14 protein-coding genes and 4 pseudogenes are annotated in these 19,396 nt (G+C 60.0%); 11 read left to right on the top strand and 7 right to left on the bottom strand.

The features are described from left to right. Positions 1-48: 48 nt before the first annotated feature. Entirely contained in the window at positions 49-1,545 is a 1,497-nt protein-coding gene (locus QD461_RS11515) for an MDR family MFS transporter (RefSeq protein WP_414087878.1), read from the bottom strand. A gap of 309 nt (positions 1,546-1,854) precedes the next feature. Between QD461_RS11515 and QD461_RS11510 the strand changes: the two genes are divergently transcribed. From QD461_RS11510 to QD461_RS11460, 11 genes and pseudogenes are all read left to right on the top strand, one after another. Then, entirely contained in the window at positions 1,855-2,988 is a 1,134-nt protein-coding gene (locus tag QD461_RS11510; RefSeq protein WP_414087877.1) for an ROK family protein, read from the top strand. A 7-nt stretch (positions 2,989-2,995) separates the two neighbouring features. Beyond that, positions 2,996-4,438: a M81 family metallopeptidase gene (locus QD461_RS11505; protein WP_414087876.1), complete on the top strand. Its 1,443-nt coding sequence runs from the start codon at positions 2,996-2,998 to the stop codon at positions 4,436-4,438. Positions 4,439-4,589: 151 nt separating this feature from the next. After that, positions 4,590-5,279: pseudogene (locus QD461_RS11500) on the top strand (site-specific integrase); the annotation flags it as partial. Positions 5,280-5,335: 56 nt separating this feature from the next. Further along, positions 5,336-5,671 carry a helix-turn-helix domain-containing protein gene (locus QD461_RS11495; protein ID WP_098107539.1) on the top strand — a complete coding sequence of 112 codons (336 nt, stop codon included), beginning with the start codon at positions 5,336-5,338 and terminating at the stop codon, positions 5,669-5,671. After that, positions 5,664-6,911 carry a type II toxin-antitoxin system HipA family toxin gene (locus tag QD461_RS11490; protein WP_414087875.1) on the top strand — a complete coding sequence of 416 codons (1,248 nt, stop codon included), beginning with the start codon at positions 5,664-5,666 and terminating at the stop codon, positions 6,909-6,911. Before QD461_RS11495 ends, QD461_RS11490 begins: the two co-directional genes overlap by 8 nt. 266 nt (positions 6,912-7,177) lie before the next feature. Continuing rightward, positions 7,178-7,561: pseudogene (locus tag QD461_RS11485) on the top strand (ABC transporter permease subunit); the annotation flags it as partial. Next, a pseudogene (locus tag QD461_RS11480) lies at positions 7,558-8,230 on the top strand (ABC transporter permease). The pseudogenes QD461_RS11485 and QD461_RS11480, both read left to right, overlap by 4 nt. A 22-nt stretch (positions 8,231-8,252) precedes the next feature. Then, complete coding sequence (locus QD461_RS11475; RefSeq protein ID WP_414087874.1) at positions 8,253-10,040, top strand: gamma-glutamyltransferase family protein; 1,788 nt, start codon at positions 8,253-8,255, stop codon at positions 10,038-10,040. A gap of 47 nt (positions 10,041-10,087) precedes the next feature. After that, positions 10,088-10,576 (top strand): annotated as a pseudogene (locus tag QD461_RS11470) (ATP-binding cassette domain-containing protein); the annotation flags it as partial. 253 nt (positions 10,577-10,829) lie between these two features. Continuing rightward, positions 10,830-11,381, top strand: coding sequence for a glutathione peroxidase (locus QD461_RS11465; RefSeq protein ID WP_414087873.1), 552 nt, complete (start codon positions 10,830-10,832; stop codon positions 11,379-11,381). Positions 11,382-11,566: 185 nt separating this feature from the next. Then, entirely contained in the window at positions 11,567-12,628 is a 1,062-nt protein-coding gene (locus QD461_RS11460) for a class I SAM-dependent methyltransferase (protein ID WP_414087872.1), read from the top strand. A 43-nt stretch (positions 12,629-12,671) separates the two neighbouring features. On the opposite strand, the gene QD461_RS11455 is transcribed toward QD461_RS11460, so the two are convergent. The 6 genes from QD461_RS11455 to QD461_RS11430 all read right to left on the bottom strand — a co-directional run bounded on the left by QD461_RS11455 (position 12,672) and on the right by QD461_RS11430 (position 19,200). Further along, positions 12,672-13,757: an ABC transporter ATP-binding protein gene (locus tag QD461_RS11455; RefSeq protein ID WP_414087871.1), complete on the bottom strand. Its 1,086-nt coding sequence runs from the start codon at positions 13,755-13,757 to the stop codon at positions 12,672-12,674. A gap of 3 nt (positions 13,758-13,760) precedes the next feature. Further along, positions 13,761-14,663, bottom strand: coding sequence for a carbohydrate ABC transporter permease (locus QD461_RS11450; protein WP_210325682.1), 903 nt, complete (start codon positions 14,661-14,663; stop codon positions 13,761-13,763). A gap of 5 nt (positions 14,664-14,668) precedes the next feature. Beyond that, positions 14,669-15,607: a carbohydrate ABC transporter permease gene (locus tag QD461_RS11445; RefSeq protein WP_414087870.1), complete on the bottom strand. Its 939-nt coding sequence runs from the start codon at positions 15,605-15,607 to the stop codon at positions 14,669-14,671. 73 nt (positions 15,608-15,680) lie between these two features. Further along, positions 15,681-16,928, bottom strand: a complete 1,248-nt coding sequence (locus QD461_RS11440) for an ABC transporter substrate-binding protein (RefSeq protein ID WP_414087869.1) — start codon at positions 16,926-16,928, stop codon at positions 15,681-15,683. Positions 16,929-17,136: 208 nt separating this feature from the next. Further along, the gene (locus QD461_RS11435; protein WP_414087868.1) at positions 17,137-18,258 is read right to left on the bottom strand and encodes a Gfo/Idh/MocA family protein; all 1,122 of its coding nucleotides are present in this window, start codon (positions 18,256-18,258) and stop codon (positions 17,137-17,139) included. Between the two features lie 12 nt (positions 18,259-18,270). After that, positions 18,271-19,200 (bottom strand): sugar phosphate isomerase/epimerase family protein, encoded by a 930-nt coding sequence (locus QD461_RS11430; protein ID WP_414087867.1) that lies wholly within the window; start codon positions 19,198-19,200, stop codon positions 18,271-18,273. Positions 19,201-19,396: the final 196 nt, after the last annotated feature.

Genomic DNA, 19,396 nt, shown 5'->3' with positions numbered 1-19,396 from the left:
GGAGAGAAATGCCGGCAGTGCGATTGAGGCAATGCCGGCCCTACTGTATCAATGCGTCACCGCATCCTGCGCATCGGCCTTGAGCGTCGAGCGGCCGCCGGCATCGTGAGCAACCGGGATCAACCAGATCGTTGCAAAGGTCGTGACGGCGACGGCGACGACACCCCAGAAACTCCAATGCAAGGCGGCATCGAAGACATGTCTGATCGCCGGGTCACCGCCAAGGTTTGAAAGGCCCGTCGGCTGATTGAGGATATCGTGAAGCCTGCTTGCCAGTTCGCCGCTGCCGTAATGCACTATGCCGACATTCATAATTGCACCGAGCGCCGTCGCACCAAGCGTATTGCCGAGACTGCGTGAGAAAATGATCGACGCAGTGGCGCTGCCGCGCATCGACCACTCGACGCTTTCCTGGACGAGGACGACGCTGGTGAGGCTGATGAGGCCCATGCCGAAACCCATCAGGAAGGAGCCGATACCCGCAATCACAGGGCTGCTTTCAGGGGTGAGAAACAACAGAAACAACGCACCGAGCGGAAACATGAAGCTGCCGAAGCGCAATGTCCGGCGGATCCCGAAGGTGCGAAAGAACCGGCTCGAGAGCATGACCGCGAGCGGCCACCCGACGATCAGCATCGTCAAGGTGAAGCCGGCCTCCAGCGGCGAACGGCCGAGGACACCCTGCACATAGATCGGCAAAACTGTCGTCAGACCGATGAGGGCCATGCCTGCAAGCAATGTCGCGGCATTGCTGGTGGCGATCAGACGCCGGCTCCAAAGTGCGATCGAAATGATCGGCTCGGGCGCGCGTCGTTCCTGCCATAGGAACAGAATACCGCTGACCACGAAGACAATGGCAAGCGGACAGAGGACGGCAAAGCCGGCATCGGTCTCCGTCAGAATGACCAGCAGCGATATGATCGATATCGAGAACAGGATCGTGCCGAGATAGTCGATCTTCGCCTCACGCGGCGTGATGCGCTCGTGCAGAAAGAATATGAAGCCCGCAATGGCCAGAACGCCAACGGGCAGGTTGATCCAGAAAATCCAGGCCCAGGAGAAATGATCGACGATGAGGCCGCCTGCAAGCGGACCGATGACGGCCGAAACAGCCCAGACGCTGGCGAGCGCGCCCTGCACCTTGGCCCGCTCCTCCAGCTTGTAGAGATCGCCGACGACAGTCATCGTCACGGGCTGAATGGCGCCGGCGCCGAGCCCCTGAAGCAATCGGAACGCGATCAACGAGGCCATCGACCAGGCAAAACCCGCAAGCGCAGACCCCACCAAAAAAATAAGAATTCCGCCGATCAGCATCGGCTTGCGCCCGAAAATATCGGAAAGCTTGCCGTAAATGACCGTCGTCGTGGATTGTGCGAGCAGAAAGGCGGAGAACACCCAGCTGTAATAGGTGAAGCCACCAAGCTGACCCACAATATGCGGCATGGCGGTCGCGACAATGGTCGCTTCGACGGCAACCATGAAGGTCGCCAGCATGATCGAGACGATGACCAACGGACGTCTCGAACGGTCGACCGTAGTGGACATGGTGTTCCTTTCTGACTGCGGCGCCTGACATCGGACACGCGGGCCGCCGAGCGGCTAGGATCGGGTGTTGATTTTGGAATCGACGTCGAAAGACGAGGCGACGGGAGGGCTAGGCCTGCTGAATCGCTATAATAAGCATTGCATATTGGTAGGGGCCGATGTCAACTGTTTAAATGCGGACGCTGGTGATGGGAATTTCCGCAGAATTTGCCGGCTCCATGCTCAGTTTGGCCCCTAGAAAAATTTATTTCCGTTGATTTGTTCATTTTCTGAACTTATGGTCGGGAAAAATGCGGGCGGGACGTTGAATTGCTTACCTCTTCTCAACAACAGCTTCTGAGGGTCATCGGGCAATCCGGGCCGTCGAGCCGCACCGCCCTGGCTGCGTCCATGGGGCTCAGCAAGGCCGCCATGAGCGGGATCGCACGCGATCTGATCGCGCTTGGCGTCGTGCATGAGACAGAGACGGTCCAGGGCCAGGGACGCCCATCGATTCTGCTTGATCTGCATCCGGAAGGCGCCTTCTTCGTCGGCATATCCTTGTTGGAAGATCCAGCGCCGCTGGTGCTGAGCGACTTCAACGGCAATATTCTCGCACGGCAGACCATGCCGCTGTCGCGCGATCCGGGCGTCATTGCCGGGTTGATCGCCGATGCCCTGCCGAAGCTGCTGTCTGGGCGGAAGGATGCCAAGCGAAAGCTCTACGGTCTTGGTGTCGCTCTTTCCGGTTTCGTCGACGAGAGACAGGCAAACTGCGTTCAGTCCACTTTGCTTGGATGGCAGGATGTGCCCCTGGCTCAGATCATCAGCCAGAAGTGCGGCATCGACACATTCATCGAAAACGACGCCAAGGCGGTTGCCGTCAGCGAGAAGTTGTTTGGTAGCGCCCGCGACGTGCAGAATTTCAGCGTCGTCTCCTTCGATGACGGTATAGGCTGTGCTCACTTTATCGGCGGGAAGCTTTACCGTGGCAATCACGGCGGTGCTGGCGAGATCGCCCATTGCACCATAGAGCCGGGCGGTTCGCCCTGCCGCTGCGGTAAGCGCGGCTGCCTCGATACTGTCGCTTCGCTAAAGGCAATCAGAGAAATGGCCAAGGCAGAAGGCCTTTCCTGCCATTCGATCGAGGATCTGGAAACCGAATCGGCGCGCGGAAATGCAGCCGCCGTGCGCGTGCTGCATCGAGCGGGCAATGCCCTCGGGCTGGCCATTGCTCACCTGATCCAGTTCAACGATCCCGGCGTAATCCTGATCGCCCATGTCGAGGGACGCTTCGATGGCCTTTTTGGCACCGTCATGCGGCAGACGGCCGAGGCAAATGTATTGCCGCGCTACGCCGGGCAGACGCCGATCCGCACCCATCGCGTCGATCGTGACGTCTGGGCGCGGGGTGCCGCCAGCATTGCCGCTCATAATTTCCTGATTGGTCCCACCCCGAATTGAGGTTCCCATGCGCATTGCCGTCGGAGGCATTCATATCGAATGCAGCACCTATAATCCCGTTCTGAATGAGGAAAAGGACTTTCGCGTTCTTCGCGGCGAAGAGCTAGCGGCCGCGCCCTATTTTGCCTTTCTGAAGGATTACGACGGCGAATTCCTGCCAACCATTCACGCCAGGGCTATCGCCGGCGGCCCGGTCGCCCGCCACACCTACGAAGCGTTCAAGGCGGAATTCCTGGAGCGCCTGAAACCCCTCTTGCCGCTCGACGGACTCTACCTTGCCATGCACGGCGCCATGTATGTCGAGGGCATGGAAGATGCCGAAGGCGATTGGATCAGCTCTGCGCGCGCCCTCGTCGGTGACGATTGCATGGTCTCGGCCAGCTACGACCTCCACGGCAACGTCACGCAGCGCATCATCGACGCGCTCGACATGTACTCCACCTATCGCACCGCACCGCATATCGATGTCGAGGAAACGATGCGCCGTGCTGTCAAGATGCTGACGGAAAGCCTGAAGACCGGCGTAAAACCGATCCTGCTCTGGGCGCCGATCCCCGTCGTGCTTCCGGGCGAACGCACCAGCACGGTCGACGAGCCGGCAAAGAGCCTCTACGATCGGCTTCCTGAGATCGATGCCATCGACGGCATCTGGGATGCCTCCCTAATGGTCGGCTACGTGTGGGCCGACGAACCGCGCTGCACGGCAGCCGTCATCATGACTGGCACGGATCGCGCCGTTCTCGAACGCGAGGCAAAGCGCCTGGCACAAGCCTATTGGGACGTGCGCGAGGACTTCGTCTTCGGTTGCGAGGTCGGCTCTACCGAAGAATGCGTCGACAAGGCGATTGCCAGCGCCACCGCACCCGTTGTTCTGGCCGAATCCGGTGACAATCCCACTGGCGGCGGCGTCGGCGACCGCGCCGACGTACTAGCCGAACTTCTCGCAAAGAAGGCCGAAGGGGTCATCTTCGCAGGCATCGCCGACCGGGCTGCGACCGAGGCTTGCTATGCAGCCGGCATCGGCGCCACTCTTGATCTCTCTGTCGGCGCATCGCTGGACACCAAGGGTAGCAAGCCGGTCAAGGGCACTTTCACCGTCAAATTCCTGCTTGAGGCAAAGGACGCCAGCGACGCGCAAGCTGTCGTTTCGATCGGCGGCATAGACCTTGTGCTGTCCGCCAAGCGCCGCCCCTATCACAACATCGCCGACTTCACCCGCCTCGGCCTCGATCCCCACAAGGCAAAAATCATCGTGGTCAAATCCGGCTATCTCTCGCCGGAGCTAGCTCCTATCGCCAACCCAAATCTCATGGCGCTGTCGCCCGGCGTTGTCGATCAGTTCGTTGAGCGTCTGCCGCGACCCCGCAAGACGAAGCTCACCTACCCTTTCGACAAGGATTTCGACTTCACACCGGAGACGGCGCTTTCGGCGCACACCGTCGGTCGCTGAACCTTTCCCCCCGCCGGCGAGCGCCGGGGATATTCGCTCCCTCACCCTTCCCAAGGCGGCTGCACATCGCAGGCCGCCTTGAAGCATTGCGCACAAGCATTGTCCACAACCATCCCACTACTCCCCTTTCGATCACGCTGGGTCACGCCTAATCCCCTTCAATCCAGCGGCGGGTATTCCGACCGAACCCAAGGTCCAGGGCACGCGCTGGCTCGACGAAGACGAGTTCGTCCAGCTCAACCGCTGGCTGGAATGCCTCGATACGCCGGCCCTTCCGCCCTACACCCGCGCCGTCAGGATCATCATGCTCACCGGCCAGCGGGTCGAGGAGCTCGCGAGCCTCCACATCGACCAGTGGGGCGCCAGGGAAAAGATCATCGACTGGTCCTAGACCAAGAACGATCAGCCCCATGCCGTTCCGGTGCCAGATCTGGCCGCAGAGCTGATCTCGTCCATCAACGTCAACGAATATGGCTGGTTCTTTCCCTCTGCCACAGATCCATCGAAGCCGGTCAGCCACGGCACGCTCTACTCTTTCATGTGGCGCCAGCGGGACCGCGGCGTCATTCCTTATGTAACAAACCGCGATTTGCGGCGGACGTTCAAGACGCTCGCAGGCAAAGCGGGCGTGCCTAAAGAGATCCGTGACCGGCTGCAAAACCACGCCCTGCAGGACGTCAGCTCCAAGCACTACGATCGCTGGCACTACATGGTCGAAAAGCGCGCCGGCATGGCGAAATGAGAGAAGTTCGTCCGCGCCATGCCCGCCAAGAAGCACTTGAAGGCGGCGGCATATCGGAGCGGCCCTCCAAGCCTCGCTGATTACCTGTGTCGGGGCTAGAAAAATTGTAACCTTCGTGCTACATATTCCATCGATCTGTAGCGCGAAGGTGTCAAATGCCCACTCCCCATAATCCTCCTGCCGCCGTGCGGCGGGCATTGCGCAAGCTCGGGGCGGACATCCACGATGCCCGCCGGCGCCGACGGCTGCCGATGGCGGTCGTGGCCGAACGTGCGTTCACCTCCCGATCGACCCTGCAAAGGGTCGAGGCCGGCGACACCAACGTCAGCATCGGCATCTATGCCGGCGTCCTCCAAGCCCTCGGCCTGCTCGACGGATTGAGCCAGGTCGCCGACATCGGCAATGACAGTGTCGGGCAGGCGCTCGCCAGTGCCGAACTGCCCAAGCATATCCACCTCAAGCGGCCAACCGGATCGTCCCGCGATGGTTGACTTCGAGGTCCATATCGATCTGCGCGGGCGAACGCGACCGATTGGACTCGCGAGGAGCAATCGCGTCCGAGGCGCGGAGACCATCCTGTTCGAGTATGACGGCACGTGGCTCGATGACCCGGAGCGGTTCTCACTGGAGCCTGCCCTGGCCCTGACGCGGGGGGCCTTCGCCCCTCCTGCCGGTCTCGCAACCTTCGGCTCGATTGGCGATTCAGCACCGGACACCTGGGGTCGACGCCTCATGCAGCGCGCCGAGCGTCGCCTTGCCGAACGCCAAGGCCGTGCCGTTCGCACACTCGCCGAAAGCGACTACCTGCTCGGGGTCGCAGATGAGACACGGCTTGGCGCGCTACGGTTTCGCGGGGTCGGCGACGAGACCTTCCAGGCGCCGATCAGGGCCGGCGTGCCGGCCCTGATCGAGCTTGGCCATCTGCTTCAGATCACCGAGCGGATTCTCCGGGACGAGGAAACGGACGAAGACCTTCAACTCATCTTCGCGCCCGGCTCCTCCCTCGGAGGCGCGCGACCGAAGGCGTCTGTCATCGACCATCATGGCCATCTCTCCATCGCCAAGTTTCCGAAGGAGACCGACGACTACAGCATGGAAACTTGGGAAGAGATCGCGCTGCGACTGGCCGGCCAAGCCGGCATCGCCACCCCGCAACACGAACTCGTCGAAGTCGCCGGCAAGGCGGTGATGCTGTCGCGACGCTTCGATCGCGATGGCGCGATCCGTATCCCCTTCTTGTCCGCAATGGCGATGATGGGTGCCAAGGACGGCGATCGTGGCAGCTACCCCGAGATCGTCGACGCCCTCGCCCGGCATGGCGCGCAAGGAAAGACGGACGCTCGCGCGCTCTACCGGCGCGTCGTCTTCAACGTGCTGATCTCCAATGTCGACGATCATCTGCGCAACCACGGCTTCCTTTGGCTCGGCAAAGCCGGATGGTCGCTCTCGCCTGCCTATGATCTCAATCCGGTGCCCACCGATCTAAAGGCGCGGGTGCTGACGACGAACATCGACCTCGACGAAGGCACCTGCTCCCTCGATCTGCTCGAACAGGCTTCGGAGTATTTCGCGCTCACGCTGGCGCAGGCCCGCGCGATCATCAAAGAGGTTGCGACCGTGACCTCGACCTGGCGCGACACCGCAAAAGCCGTCAGAGCCCGGTCGGCGGAAATCACCCGCATGGCCAGCGCTTTCGAGCACGACGATCTGACGCGGGCGCTGGCGCTATGACGAGGACATTCCTTCACAGCTTCGAGCCAGCGACAGCGAGCCCCATCACCGGCGCCACCGTCGATCTGGAAGTATCAGACATCGAGGATGCCGGCATTCGGGAAGTGCTGCAGACACCCGGCGCGGCCTACAGCGCGTGGCCGATCCTCGACGCATTGCTTGCACCAACCGGCGTGGGAACGCCGTTCATCTTCAAAGAGCCGCTCGGACAAGCGCGCGAAGTCAAAGTCGCTCTATCCGGCCTGTTCGGACGCTTCGTCGCTCGCGCCTATCTCGAGCGCTATTTCAATTTCTCGATCTTCGCCCATCTCGGCAGCCGGACGATCGATCTCGATCGTCGACGGCGGATCCGAGACAAGGGCTTGCCGGAGACGGCCGTGATCCTGCGGCACAGTTTCCGCAACGCCATCCTCCCTGTCATCACTGTTGGCGCCCTGCTTTTCGGCAAGCTGCTTGCTGGGGCGGTGCTGTCGGAGCAGATCTTTACCATCCCCGGTTCCGGTAAGCTGATCGTCGATGCAGTCGTCAACCGGGATTACGCGGTCGCCCAAGGTGTCGTGTTGTGCACGGCCATCGGCTTCATAGCAATGAACCTGATTGCCGACATTCTCTACGTCCTCCTCAATCCGCTCATGAGGGCAGCCCTATGAACGCGGTCGTTCAGGCAAATGTCGCACAGCCTCACGCCAAGCGCGCGCCCAACCGGGCTTGGCGTAAGCTAAAAGCCAACGAGGGTGCCTTGGTCGGGCTTTGGATCATCTTCTTTTTTACGGCGCTTGCCGCTCTTACTCCGCTCCTGCCAATCGCTGATCCGATCGCGACTAGCTGGTCGGCGATCCGCAAGGCTCCATCGGCAGTCCCTCTGCTTGGCACCGACGATCTCGGCCGGGACATCCTATCTCGCATGATCTGGGGTGTGCGCGCATCGCTGATGGCGGGTGTGTTTTCTGTCGCCATCGCAGTCCTGATCGGCGTACCGTTTGGCCTGATCTCAGGGTACTACGACGGTTGGATCGGCCTGCGCCACGTCAGCATCATCACCCGCTATATCTTGCCGAACATCTTTGCTCCCATTCTCGTGCAGGCAAGGCTCACCATTGCCACTGCCATCATTGCTGAAGCCAGCCTCTCCTTCTTCGAACTCGGCCAGCAGCCACCCGCCCCAAGCTGGGGCTCGATGCTCAACGTCGCGAAAAACTATCTGGAACAGGCGCCCTGGATGGCCAAGTGGCCGGTGTGCCGCCATCTTCCTCGTCGTGATCGGCTTCAATCTCCTCGGCGACGGTCTGCGGGGTGCGCTGGACCCGCGCGAAGCGTGACTAAACCCAAAAGGATGCCCCTATGACTGCATTCACCACACGTCCAGAAATCCTCGGCACTTTCGGCGTCGTCACCTCAACGCACTGGATTGCGTCTGCCGTCGGCATGAGCATTCTCGAAAAAGGCGGCAATGCCTTCGACGCAGCGGTTGCCACCGGTTTCGTGCTCCAGATCGTCGAACCACATCTTTGCGGGCCAGGCGGCGACATGCCGGCCATTCTCTATTCGAAGAAGAAGGACAAGGTCGAGGTTATCTGCGCCCAGGGATCGGCGCCGGCCGGTGCGACGATCGAGCATTATACGAGCGAGGGACTGTCGATCATCCCCGGCGGCGGCCTGCTCGCCACCGTCATCCCCGGCGCCTTTGACGGCTGGATGCTGATGCTGCGCGACTATGGCAGGCTGGCCGTCCGCGACGTTCTCGAACCCGCGATCCACTACGCCGAGAATGGCCACCCTGTTCTTCCGCGCGTATCTGCGACCATCGAGGGACTGGCGGATTTCTACCGTGAGGAATGGCCAACTTCCTACGAGACCTGGCTCCCCGCAGGCTCCGCCCCTCGGCCGTGGTCCAATTTCAAAAACCCCGTTCTCGCCGAAACCTGGAAGCGCATCGTCGCCGAAGCTGAGAGAAAAACCGGTCGCGAGGCGCAGGTTGAGGCCGCCCGAGATGCCTATTACCGCGGCTTTGTCGCCGAGGCGATTGACCGCTACGTCAGCAAGACCGAAGTCATGGACGCGAGCGGTAACCGTCACAAGGGCGTGTTGAACGCGGAGGACATGGCCAACTGGTCCGCCACCGTCGAGGAGCCACTGACCTATGACTATCACGGCTGGAACGTCGCGAAGATCGGCCCCTGGGGCCAGGGACCGGTTTTCCTGCAAACCCTGTCTCTTCTGAAGGGCTTCGATGTTGCCGGCATGGACCCGGCCGGCGCCGATTTCGTGCATACCGTCACCGAAGCCATGAAACTCGCGTTTGCCGATCGCGAGGTCTATTACGGCGATCCGAACTTTTCGGCCGTGCCGGTTCAGACGCTGCTTTCCGATGCCTATGCCGAAAATCGTCGCAGGCTGATTACACCGGAAGCTTCACTCGCCTTGCGGCCGGGCAAGCTGGCGGGATTCGAGAGCCAGTACGACCTTACCATGCAGTTGCTCGAAGCGCCGGAGGCCAAGAGCGGTCCGGTCTATGAGCCGACCATGTCGCACCTCACCGAAAAGCGCGGCGATACCGTGCATATCGACGTGATCGACCGCGAGGGCAACATGGTATCGGTCACACCGTCCGGTGGTTGGCTGCAATCCTCGCCGATCATCCCCGGCCTCGGCTTCTGCCTGAATTCGCGCGCGCAGATGTTCTGGCTGAAGCATGGCCTGCCCTCCTCGCTTGCGCCGGGCAAGCGGCCGCGTACGACATTGACGCCGACGCTAGCGCTGCACGAGGGTCGACCGACACTCGCCTTCGGCACCCCCGGGGGCGATCAACAGGAGCAATGGCAGCTCTCCTTCTTCCTGCGCTATGTCCACCACGGACTGAACCTGCAGGAAGCGATCGACAAGCCATTGTTCCATAGCACGCATTTCCCGAGCTCCTTTTATCCGCGCACGCGCGAACCGGGCGGCCTTACGGCGGAAGCGAATTTCAGCGCGGATGTTCTTGATGCGCTGCGCAGAAAGGGCCATCAGTTGACGGTTGCTCCGGAATGGACGGTGGGTCGTCTCACCGCTGCAAGACGCGACGCGGACGGCCTGCTGCGCGCGGCCGCGACGCCGCGCTTGATGCAGGCCTACGCAATCGGACGATAGCTGCCGCTCTCAGCTGCGCCAAGCGCAAGAACGGGAAAGGGGATTTCATGACGACCACGAAGGTGCAGCAAGCCGATCCGGGGACTCGACCCGTTCTGTCCGTGTCCAATCTGACGACATCTTTTCTCGTCGATGGCGAATGGCGTCAGGTGGTCAGGAATATCTCCTTTGACATCATGCCGGACGAAACCGTTGCAATCGTCGGAGAAAGCGGCTCCGGCAAGAGCGTGACCTCACTGCCGATCATGCGGCTGCTTGCCAAAGCCAGCAGCCGCATCGGAGGCGCCGTCAAATTGAACGGCCGGGACATCCTCCCCCTTTCGGAGGGCGATATGCGCGACGTCAGGGGCAAGGATATCGCGATGATTTTCCAGGAGCCGATGACATCACTCAATCCGATCTTCACCATCGGCCGGCAGATTTCCGAGGCACTCACCTGCCATGGTGACATCTCCAAGGCAGAAACCCGGGCCGAGACGATCCGATTGCTGGAAAAGGTGCGCATCCCCAACGCATCCTCGCGCTTCGACGAATATACGAAGAAGTTGATGGCGGCCGTTCCTGTTCCGGATCCTGCGCGGCGCGGCATCAAGCGCAATCTCTCCGTCGATGAACTGAAGAGCCCGGTTCGGCCGGTCGGCTACAAGCCGCCCGTTCGGCAATATCGCGAAGTATCGAGCGGTCATCTGGTTCGAATTGACGCCACCTGAACTCGCTTCTGACCTTGACGGCGTTGAAATCCAGGCAAATATCGGCATCCTGTTTTTCCAAATGATTGGAGTGAAGGTTATGACTGACAGCGTGCTCGATATTCCGGTGAAAAGGATCGATGGCAGCGATACGACGCTTGCCGATTATCGCGGCAAGGTCATCATGGTCGTCAACGTCGCCTCCAAATGCGGACTGACTGTTCAGTATGAGGCGTTGGAAAAGCTCTACGAAGACAAGCGCGACGAAGGTCTTGTCATCGCCGGCTTCCCCGCCAACGATTTTAAGGGACAGGAACCCGGTACGAACGAAGACATTCTAAGCTTCTGCACGCTAACCTACGACGTGCAATTCCCGATGTTTTCCAAGATCGCCGTAACCGGCCAAGACCGGCATCCCCTCTATAACGGCCTGATCGCGTCAGGCGTCGAAGCAACCGGCGATGGGCCGATGCGCGAACGCCTTGCAAAGCACGATCTGGAAACCGGGCAGGACGGCGGCGTTGTCTGGAATTTCGAGAAATTCCTGATCGGCCGCAACGGCAAGGTCGTGGCACGCTTCGCACCAGACGTGACGCCGGACGACCCTCGCCTTCTGTCCGTTTTGGAGAAGGAACTGGCACGGGCAAACTAAAGCCCAAAGGTGCCTTTCTGAACGCCAGAAACGACCAATTGCGTCAATAGGTTGCATTTCCTGTTGGGCGGCTCCGAGCGCGCTTAGCCGGATGGCTTAATTGCGCGCCCGGCTGCCCGGGAGTATGGTTTCCCATCCGAATACATCATGACGGAATGCTGCATCAATTCTGATGGGAGGATGTCATGCGCGAACCTGATATGCAGAAACTCGATAGCCTCGTCGGACGCTTGGTCGGTGATCTCGGTGCGGCGGTCTCGGGCGTATTGGTAACACTCGGGGACCATCTTGGCCTGTTCCGGGCCATGGCGGACGGGACGCCGATGACGTCGGCGGAATTGGCCGACAAAGTCGGCGTGAAGGAGCGCTATGTGCGCGAGTGGCTGTCGGCGCAGGCCGCTGCCGACTATGTCAGTTATGATGATGGGACCGAACGCTTCTATCTGTCGCCAGAACAGGCGATGGTATTTGCCGAGGAGAATAGCCCAGCCTTTTTCACTGGCGCCTTCGATGTCGTGCAATCCATGTGGCTCGACGAGCCCAAAGTTGCCAATGCCTTCAAGACCGGCAGCGGCCTCGGCTGGCATGAGCACAACGCCTGCCTGTTTCGTGGAACAGAGCGCTTCTTCCGGCCTGGCTACAACAGCCATCTCGTTTCGGAATGGATACCGGCACTGAACGGCATGGAGGAAAAGCTAAAGGCCGGTGCCATGGTTGCCGATGTAGGCTGCGGCCACGGCGCCTCGACCATCCTGATGGCTGAGGCCTATCCGAACTCGACGTTCTTCGGCTTTGACTATCATCTGCCTTCCATCGAGCGAGCAAAAGCCGCTGCGAAGGAAGCAGGTGTTGCCAACCGCATCACGTTCGAGCAGGCAAGCGCCAAGGATTTCCCGGCCGTCGACTACGATCTCGTCGCGATGTTCGATTGCCTGCACGATATGGGTGATCCCGTCGGTGCCGGCAAACATGTCAAGGAATGCCTTGCGGATGACGGTATCTGGATGATCGTCGAACCCTTTGCACATGATTGCCTGAAGGACAATCTCAATCCCGTTGGGCGCGTCTTCTACGGCGCATCCACGATGATTTGCACTCCGGCGTCACTATCCCAGGAAGTCGGGCTGGGTTTAGGCGCGCAGGCGGGTGAATTGAAGCTGCGTAAGGTTGCGATGGATGCAGGCTATTCTCATTTCCGCAAAGCCACCGAAACACCATTCAACATGGTCTTCGAGGTCAAGGCATGAGGCGTTTGCCGCGCGTTTCCCAGCGCGCGGCAAACGTGACGCGCTATAAACGCTGTCCGTCTTCACCGAACAGCGACGCAAGCGTAGGCTGGAAGTAGACCGGCTGCTCGCTGTCGAGCGCGATCTCCTCATCGGCATCGATACGCACCGACAAGGTCTCACTGCCGACCTGGCCCCAAATCAAATTGTCGGACCCCATCGGCTCGACGATGGTGAACGTGGCCGGCAAGCTCGATGAACGATCGCTGGCCGGCTGGAACTGCATCTGCTCCGGTCGTACACCAAGCGTCGCCTTGCGGCCTTCGCCGGGCGCACCAGAAAACTCATAACCATTGAGATCTATCTTGCGGCCATCGGGCAGCGCAAAGGCGGGCATGCCATTGTTGCTCGTCAATTGGCCCGAAAGGAAATTCATCGAAGGCGAGCCGACGAAGCCCGCCACGAAGCGATTGACGGGCCGACGGTAGATTTCCTTCGGCGAGGCGAATTGCTGGATCACCCCGCCGCTCATGACGGCGATGCGGTCCGCCAGGGTCAGCGCCTCGATCTGGTCGTGCGTGACATAGATCATCGTCGAGCCGAGGCCACTGTGGAGCCGTTTCAACTCGACGCGCAACTCGGTTCTAAGCTTGGCGTCGAGATTGGAGAGCGGTTCGTCGAACAGGAAGACATCGACATCGCGCACCAGCGCGCGCCCGATGGCGACGCGCTGCCGCTGACCGCCGGAGAGTTCGCCCGGACGCCGCTTGCGCAACGGGTCGATCTGCAGAATCTGTACGGCGCGATTGACGCGCTCCGCGATCTCCTCTTTCTGCATGCCGGCGATGCGCAACCCGAAAGAGAGATTTCCCTCGACCGTCATCGTCGGATAGAGCGCATAGGACTGAAACACCATGCCAATGCCGCGATCCTTCGGCTCCTCCCAGGTGACGTTCTTGTCGCCGATCCAGATCTGCCCATCACTGATATCCGTGAGGCCGGCGATGGCGTTGAGCAAGGTCGATTTGCCACAGCCGGACGGGCCGAGCAGAACGATGAACTCGCCCGAATTTATCTCTAGATTGAGCGATTTCAGAACGTTGACGTTGCCGAAATCGATTGCAAGTTCGCGAATGGAAACATTGGCCATGAACTATCCCTTGACTGCGCCCGCCGTGATGCCCCGCACGAACCAGCGACCCGAACCGAAATAGACGATCAGCGGAATGAGAGCGGTCAAGATCGTTGCCGCCATGTTGACGTTGTAGAGCTTCTCACCCTGGGTGGAGTTGACGATGTTGTTGAGCTGCACGGTCATGGGGAAGTTTTCGCGGCCGGCGAAAACCACGCCGAACAGGAAGTCGTTCCAAATGCCGGTCACCTGCAGGATCGACGCCACCACCAAAATCGGGATCGACATGGGTATCATCAAGCGGAAGAAGATCTGCCATAGTCCCGCGCCGTCGATGCGCGCAGCCTTGAATAGCTCCATCGGCAGGCTGGAATAGTAGTTGCGGAACAAAAGTGTCAGCACCGGCAGGCCGAAAACAGTATGGGTGATGATGATGCAAGGCAAAGTCGAATAGATCCCGATATCACGGTAGATCAGCACCAGAGGGTAGATGAACACCTGATAAGGGATGAAAGCGCCAAGCAGCAGGACGGCAAAGAGCACGTTTGCTCCCCTCACCCGCCAGAAGGAAAGCGCATAGCCGGTCAGCGACGAAATGAAAATCGACAGGATCATGCTCGGGATCAGGATCTTCACCGAATTCCAGAAGCCCACGCTGATGCCGCCGCATTCAAGGCCGGTACAGGCGGTGCTCCACGCCTGTATCCAGGCATCGGCCGACCAGGCTTGCGGAAAGGCAAAGATGTTGCCCTGCCGGATTTCCGGCATGGACTTGAAGGATGTGACAAGCATCACATAAAGCGGCAACAGGAAGAACAACGCCGCAATGGCGAGAAAGAGATAAAGGCCTATGCGCCCGGGGGTCAGATGCTGCGGCTTGCGCCCGGTCGGACCCTGCATGGCGCCAGTGACGGAAGATGGCATCGTCATCAGTTCCCCCTCGGCTTTTCGCGGAAATATTCATAGTAGAGCCAGGGCGTCACGAGGATGACCACAGTGATGAACATCACGGTCGACGCGCCAGTTGCAAGCCCGATGTTACCGCGCCCGAAGAGGTAGTCCATGATGAACTTTCCGGGCACTTCGGTCGATATTCCTGGTCCGCCGCCGGTCGTTGCCAGCACAAGCTCGTAAACCCTGACAACGGCAATCGCCAGGAGGACGCTTGCGGTAATGATGGTTGGCCTCAGGATCGGGATGACGATGTGGAGATAGACGCGCCAGCTTGGAATACCGTCAATGCGCGTGGCCTTCCAAAGCTCGCGGTCGATACCACGCAATCCCGCCAGCATGATCGCCATGACGAGCCCCGAAGATTGCCAAATACCGGCAAGCACGATGACGTAGAGCGCAAGGTCGCTCTGAACGATCCAGTCGAAGCGGAACCAGGTGAAACCGATGCTGTCGGCGACCTTTTGCAGCCCAAGCGTCGGATTCATGATCCACTGCCAGACAAGGCCAGTGACGATAAAGGACATAGCGAAAGGATAGAGGAAGATCGTGCGGAAGGTGTTTTCGAAGCGCACCTTCTGGTCTAGCGCCACGGCAAGAAGAAAGCCGAGGATCAGACAACCGGCGATGAAGAGGACGCCGAATACCACGACATTTTGCAGCGATATCAGCCAGCGCGCCGTATCGAACAGTCGCTGATATTGCTTGGTGCCGACAAAAATATTCACTGGCAGCACCTTGCTGTCGGTGAAAGATATCCAGATGTTCCAGACGACCGTCACGACATAGGCCAGGACGACGATGGAAAAAGCCGGCAGCAGAGCCAAATAAGGCGAGAAATGCACCCGCCTGTGAGTGGCGGCTTTCGGCGCGACAGTCGCACCGACGGCGGCGGCGCTTGTTTCAGGTGTGGTCATAGGCGCGCTCCTCCTCAGCATTCATGAGAACCGGCGGCAGGCGAACCTGCCGCCGCATGGATGTCGGTGAAGCTTACTTCGCCTGCTCGATGACCTTGGCGAACTGATCGGCGAACTGATCGGCCGTCATGCTCGGGGTCGTCCAATACTGGGCGACAAGGTCCTGTTCGGTCTGGACGATATCCTGCGGCGTCAACACGTCGGAGGTCAGAATCTGACGGCTCGGATCCTTGAGCGCGGTCAAGCCCTTCTGTGCGCAGGCATCAAGCTTCGACGTATCGACGTCGAGACGCACGGGCACGGACCCCTTCTTGGAGTTGAAGGCGACCTGACCTTCCTTCGACATGATGACCGTTGCCAAAAGGGTCTGTGCATCGGTTGTCGCCTTGTCCTTCAGGACCGGAAAGACGAAGATGTCGCCGCCCATCATGAAGTTGGATTCGCCCGGTCCGAGGATGCAGCCGAAATCCTTGTCGGCGGCGAGGCCGGCATGGATGAATTCACCCTTGGCCCAGTCACCCATGAACTGGATGCCGGCCTTGCCGTCGATCAGCATGCCGGTCGCAACGTTCCAATCGCGGTTCGGGCTGCCTGCGTCCTGATAGTTGCGCAGCTTGGCAAAAACTTCCGCAACATGCTTGAACTTGTCGGACTTGACGGCGCTGGTGTCGAGATCCTTCCAGACCTTGCCGTAAAGATCCTTGCCACCTTCGCCAAGCAGGATGGCGTTGAACATCAACTGGAGCTGCCAAGGCTGGCCGCCGACAGCAACAGGAATCAGGCCTGCGGCCTTGATCTTGTCGAGTGCGGCAAACATTTCATCCCAGGTTTTCGGCTCGGCAGTCACGCCCGCCTTGGCGAAAACGGGCTTCGAATAGAACAGCCAGTTCTGACCATGGTCGTTGATCGGCGCACCGTAGATATGGCCGTTATACTGAATGGCTTGATAGAAGGATGGCGTCAGGACGGACTTCCAGTCCTGTTCCTTGGCCAGATCGTCGAGCGGCCGCAGCAGGCCCTGCTGGGCGAGATCGTTCATCTGCGTACCGGTGTTGAACTGCATGGCGGCCGGCGGGTTGCCGCCGATGATGCGGTTGATGCCGATCGGGCGGGCCGTCGAGCCAGATCCGGCGATCGCCGTATCCACCCATTCGCCGCCGGCGGCGTTGAAGGCCTTGGCGAGTTCCTTGACCGCAGCTGCTTCGCCGCCGGATGTCCACCAATGTAGGACTTCGGCCTTCTTGCCCTCGGCCAAAGCACCGGTCACGCTTGCTGCGACCAGCGCCGTAGCGCCGACCAATGCCATCATCAATTTGCGCATTCGTTCCTCCTCCTTTGACGGCGTTCTCCAAACGCCTCTGTTCAGCCGCCGCCGTCTCCAGACATCGGATGCCGAATTTCATGATCCTCCAAGGCGATGCAACAGAGCCTCCGTTCCCTGCAGCAAGCGAGCAATGGTTCCTCAGCCACTGCCCCTTCGTCAAGCCCACAGTCCAAAAGGACTGCATTTTCCCAACCTATAGCGCAGCCTATGAGAAACGTCCCTCATTAATTGTGCGCGGTATCGGGTCGGGGCGGCCGCAGCTGCTATGAATTGCAACCACGCCGCGAGATTGGGCAGATCGCTCAAAGGCTGTCATCACCTCGAGCGCATGAAATGCAAGCTCGGACGATACCCTGTGTGGCCGACCGGAGCGAAGGGAATCCACCATTTCGGCCGCGCCCAATCCGCGCAGGCCAAGATGACCGGGGACGCCCTCGGTGTAAGGATGATCGATGGGAATGTCGCGCCACGCTTCGTCGCCATCGTGGAAGATTTCGACCTTGCCGCTGAAATTGTTCGGATCGGGCGTCACCATCGAACCCTCTGAGCCGTAGAGCTCGATCTGATTGTGCTTATGCCTGATGACGTCGAAGCTGGTGGCGATGGTAACGGTTGCACCGCTATGAAACTCCATCACGCCAGTCAGGTGGGTCGGCACCAGAACCTTGATCGTCTCGCCGCGACGCGGATCGGTCTTCACCGTGCGTTCGATGCGGGTTATCTTTGCCGTGCCGAACACTTCGCGCACGGGGCCGAGCAGCGCGATGAGGTTCGTGACGTAATACGGGCCGACATCAAGCATCGGTCCGCCGCCTCGACCATAAAAGAAGGTCGGATTGGGATGCCAGTGCTCATGGCCGGGAAGCAGCAGCATCGCAGTCGCAGAAATCGTCTTGCCTATGCGGCCTTCGTCGAGCAGCCGGCGCGTCAGCTGGTGGCCACCGCCGAGGAAGGTATCGGGAGCGCAGCCAAGCCGCAGATCGCCAGCGCGTGCGATCGCCATCAGCTCTTCCGCCTCGACCATCGACACGCCAAGCGGCTTTTCCGAATAGACATGCTTGCCGGCCTGCAGCGCCTTCTTGCTGATGGCATAGTGCGAGACCGGCGTCGTCAGGTTGATAATCAAACCGATCTCCGGATCGGAGAGCATCGCATCCAGCCCAACGGCCTCCACGCCAAACTGTTCCGCGAGCTTGCGGGCGGATTCATGATAGAGATCGTAGACCGACTTCACGCGGATGAAATCGAACATATGCAGGGTCGCGACGTAGGTGGCGCTGATATTTCCGGCGCCGACGATGCCGACTTTCATGGGCTCATTATTCATGGGAATTGCCTCTTAAGAAATGGTGATATCAAGCTCGGCGGCTGCGGCGCGCAGATAGGCCATTCCACGCCGCATCTCATCATCGAATTCCGGCGTCGCTTCGCGGAAATGGGTCCAATGGGATGCTCCGGGCGCATCCTCCAGTTCGAGCGTGATCGGCCCCGAATAGCCAATGGCTAGAAGTGCGGAGAAGATCGCCTTCCAATCGATCTTGCCCCGTCCAGGCCGCCAATGGGCGTTCGTATGGCCCTCATTGTCGGAAAAATGCGTGTTGAAGATGCGGCTGCCGAGCGCCAACACGACATAATGCGGCATGTCGCCGGCTGGGAAGAGGTGGCTCGGATCGAAATTCAGACCCAGGTTCGGAGCGCCCGTGCGCTCGATCAGGCGTAACATGGCCTGGCCCGAGCTGACCCAGCGATAGGGGTGCGGCTCGATCGCAACCTTCAGACCTGCAGCCGCAGCAATCTCGGACGCCTGAGCGAAACCCTCCACCACCACATCATACTCGCCCGTCCAGTTCCATTGCGGCTCAACGGCCGCACCCCATTCCTGCGAGATCGGGCGCTGCAGGATCGGCTTGACCTCGGACTGAAACGGATAGGGCGTCATGCTGGTGACGATGGGCGTGCCGATTTCGGCTGCGACATCCATTCCACGCCTGTAGCCATCGAGATCGACGGTCGATACGGTGGCATTCGCGGCACGGCTGAACGGCAGATTGAAGAACAAGTTGGTGAGCACCAAGCCCTCACCCTCCGCGATCTCCTTTAGCTCGCGAATGGTTTGCGGCGTGTAGTAGCTCAGCATGTCCACCGACCATGCGGTGAGCTCGAAACCCTTGCAGCCGGTGCGCGCGAGGCGCCGCAGCGGTTTTTGATAAGGCGGGTTCCAGTTAAAGGTCCAAATTGGCGATCCGAAAAAAAGCGAGCCACTACTCACGTCATCCTCCCTGGGAATGCGGAGCCTGCCCTGCGGCATAGCTTCCGCACGCATTCCAATGGCTTCGTCGATAAGCCTCCCAGCCCGAAATCAACGATCCGTAACGTTACGATTCATCGAAAATGAGGCGCTGTCAATCGTCTATTTCCTGGGCGATAAGATATGATATTCATGAAATTCCGAAATTCGTAACGTT

The sequence above is a fragment of the Rhizobium sp. BR 314 genome, from assembly GCF_047445805.1.
GTDB classification, from domain to species: Bacteria; Pseudomonadota; Alphaproteobacteria; order Rhizobiales; family Rhizobiaceae; genus Rhizobium; species Rhizobium lusitanum_B.
Note: the sequence above shows the minus strand (reverse complement) of the source record. Positions and strands in the feature narration are given on the sequence as shown.